This window comes from Prosthecobacter sp., assembly GCF_044378005.1.
GTDB lineage: Bacteria > Verrucomicrobiota > Verrucomicrobiia > Verrucomicrobiales > Verrucomicrobiaceae > Prosthecobacter.
Map to the genome: position 1 here is coordinate 1 of NZ_JBILYB010000302.1, position 3264 is coordinate 3264.

Sequence of the window (3264 nt, forward strand, 5' to 3'; positions counted from 1 at the left end):
TCAATGGCCGCGCCCTGACCCGCAGCTTCAAGCCCGTGTCCAATCGCTTCATTCGCGAGTGGATCGAATCCAAGCTGCCCGATGGACTGGACGGCGAGTTAATCGTGAAAGGCACCACCTTCAACGAAACTGCCGGGCATGTGGGCCGCGAGAGTGGTGAGCCTGACTTCACCTTCGCCGTCTTCGACTATGTGAGCGACGGCATCGACGTGCCGTATGCCTGCCGCATGCAGGAACTCGCGCGACTGCCAGACTACGAGCGCGTCGATAAGGTGCTGCCCGAGGAGATGCATTCGCTGGATGACCTCATGGCGTATGAAGAGCGCTGCGTGAGTGAGGGATATGAAGGCATGATGATCCGCACGCCGGGTTCCCCTTACAAGTGTGGCCGGTCCACGGAGCGCGAGGGCTACCTGCTCAAGATCAAGCGCTTCGAGGACGCGGAGGCGGTGGTGCTCGACACCTATGAAGGCATGAGCAATCACAACGCTGCTGAGAAGGACGCGTTTGGCCGCACCAAGCGCAGCATGGCGCAGTCCGGCATGGTCGGGCGCGGCGAACTCGGCGGATTCATCGTTAAACACGTGGAGACGGGCATCGAGTTCAGGCTGGGTTACAACCATGTCGTCGGGGGTGTGGACCGCATTACCCTGTGGCAGCAGCGGGAGTCGCTGGCGGGTCGGTTGCTCAAGTTCAAGCACCAGCCCAGTGGAGCGAAGGAAGCGCCTAGGTTCCCGAAGTTCATCGGATTCCGTGAGCAGTGGGACCTCTCATAAGTGGCCCTTAAAATGGTGATCAAAAAGGTGCGACACACGCGGCCACGGTGACGAGGCCAAGGGGAAGTCCGCATGGACTTCAATCACCCGCACCCATCTCATCCTCATGAAACCCGCCGATCCCAAAGCCGCCCTGATCCAATGGGGCATCGAACTCGAAACCCGCCTTCCTGCCACCAGCCAAGTGCCTGTGGGCAATTACCACGCCGGGTATCCGGTCACCACCGGCATCAGCACGACCGGTGCCCGCAGCAACGCTCCGGCCTTCAACGCCGACACATGGAAGGCGGAGCGCGATGGCTCCATCCGCTGCGACGCCGGCCAGATGCCCTGCGAATTCGTCTCCCCTATCCTCCACGGCGAACAGGGCGTGGAGCATTTGATCGGATTCGTTGAATGGCTCAACGCCCTCGGGGCCACGGTGGATCGCTCCTGCGGCTGCCACATCACCGTGGGCATTGAAAGTGTGATCGGCACTTCCGACACCAAAGCGGTGAGCGAGTTCATCCGCAAACTCGCCCACATTGCCCGCTGGCACGCGCGCAGCCTCTATGGCCAGACGGGCACTGACCGCCACCTCAACCACTACAGCCACCCGCTCTATGAGCAGACCGCCGAGCACATGCTCAAAATAGTCACCTGCGAGGAGGAACGCGTGAAAGCCGAGTGCGCTGAGCAATGCGGACGCGGCATGGTGAATTTTAGAAAAGCCTTCAAGCGTGACCGAAATGGACGCTCCGTGGGGGTGGTGGAGTTCCGCGTCTTTGCCGGCACGCTGAACATCGAAAAAATCCTGCACCACCTCGCCAGCGTGCTCGGCCTGTGCCGCCGCGCCTGCGAGGTCCAATGCCTCGGCGGGTTCGGCAAGAACAAGATCCAAGCCAAGCGCACCGCCACGGCCTCCGACGGCCTGCGCTTCCTCTGGGACTACCTCGGGTGGACCGGCAGTGCGCGGCCCGTCGCCCTCGGCCTCTTCGGCAAGCTGCACTCGGAGTTCCGCCACTACCGCAAGAGCGCGCAGCGGCTCTGCCAGCAGTTCGATGAGCGCTTCCCCGATGCCAATCTTTAACCCTTTGCCCACGCTATACGCAGTCTGCGGATAGTCGGGCCAAACCCAAGAACAACGAACCCAAGAACCGAACCTGATATGTGTGTGATCCTGATATGTCCTAAAACCGTGCGCCCGAAGCCCGAGGTGCTGTATGCCTGTCATGAAGCCAACCCGCATGGAGCGGGCGTGGCATGGCGGGAAGGTGGCCGCGTGCGCTGGCAGAAAAACCTGAGCACCGGTGAACTCATTGTATTGCTCAAGAAGCTGGAGGGCGAAGTGGTCATCCACTTCCGCTGGGCCAGCGTGGGTGGAGTCGATGCGCGGCTGTGTCATCCCTTCCCTGTCACGCCGAAAGCATCCGTGAGCCTCTCGGGCATGGCCGAGAGCGTGCTGTTCCACAACGGCACGTGGAGTGGGTATGTGGATGCCCTGATGCGGCTGGAGCCGCACCGCAAGGAGCCGCTGCCAACCTCACCGATGAGTGACACCCGCGCGGCGGCTCTCGTGGTCCACACCACGGGGCCTGATGCGCTGCACAAGCTGCCAGGGCGCTGGGTGTGGATGAATGCGAAGGAGACCCAGCTCTACGGAGCTTGGGAAGACTGGCGCGGGATGCAGGTGAGCAACACGCACTTCGTCCCACGCCTGCGCGCGGCTCAGGCACGACGTCACCACGCCAAAGCCAATGATCACCTTCCCCTGAGCCAGTCCTGCCTGCTAACCCAAAACCCAAACCCAAACCTGATAACCCGATATGAAACTCTTCAAACTGATCGCCAGCCGAGCTGGCCAAGTGTTGTTCGATGACCGTGTGGAGGCCGACTCTCCGCGCGAAGCCCGTGAACAGATGAAAGCCCTGATGGGGCTCAACTCACTGACCGGTGTGGTGTATGCCATCACGGAAATCCCCGTGGACCTCATTCAAAGCATCGTCGATGCGAGGCTCGTCGAAGCTCTGCAACGCCTCAACGGCGGGCAGGCTCCGGCCACGGTGGAGCAGATGATCCGCCCCATCGCCAGCGAGGCGGTGCGCGAACAACTCGCCACCTTGCGCACGGTGCAGACAGCGGAGGCAATACCACCAGCTACGCCGCAGCGCTTCGATGCGTTCACGCCAGCCGTGGATCAGATCATCGGCACGCCCACGTCCACGCCGCCGAAGCCACGTCGTAAGCTCACCAGCGTGACCACCAACGGCACGCTGGTGGATTGGAAGGCGGTGAAACGACTCTATCGCCGCACCGGTTCCATCAAGCAGACCGCCGCGCAGTTTAAGCTGTCAGTGAACTCCGTGAAGGCGCGCATTCGCCGGGAGGGCTGGACCCATGAGTGATCGACTCACCATCACCAAGTATGGCACGCGCTACTGGGCCGTGTGGTTCGACGGGGAGTTGCTGGCCGTCACGCTCTACAAGAAGGGCGCAAGGTCGGTGGCTT

4 protein-coding genes are annotated in these 3264 nt (G+C 61.9%); all 4 read left to right on the top strand.

Annotated features, from left to right (window positions below):
* Positions 1 to 776 (top strand): ATP-dependent DNA ligase (locus tag AC6FTP_RS26485; protein WP_497209899.1); only part of this gene is annotated, 776 nt, incomplete at its 5' end.
* 106 nt (positions 777 to 882) lie between these two features.
* On the top strand, positions 883 to 1845 hold the full coding sequence (locus AC6FTP_RS26490; protein WP_497209900.1) for an amidoligase family protein: 963 nt from the start codon (positions 883 to 885) through the stop codon (positions 1843 to 1845).
* A 78-nt stretch (positions 1846 to 1923) separates the two neighbouring features.
* On the top strand, positions 1924 to 2634 hold the full coding sequence (locus AC6FTP_RS26495) for a class II glutamine amidotransferase domain-containing protein (RefSeq protein WP_497209901.1): 711 nt from the start codon (positions 1924 to 1926) through the stop codon (positions 2632 to 2634).
* Positions 2582 to 3160 (top strand): hypothetical protein, encoded by a 579-nt coding sequence (locus tag AC6FTP_RS26500; protein ID WP_497209902.1) that lies wholly within the window; start codon positions 2582 to 2584, stop codon positions 3158 to 3160. Before AC6FTP_RS26495 ends, AC6FTP_RS26500 begins: the two co-directional genes overlap by 53 nt.
* Positions 3161 to 3264: the final 104 nt, after the last annotated feature.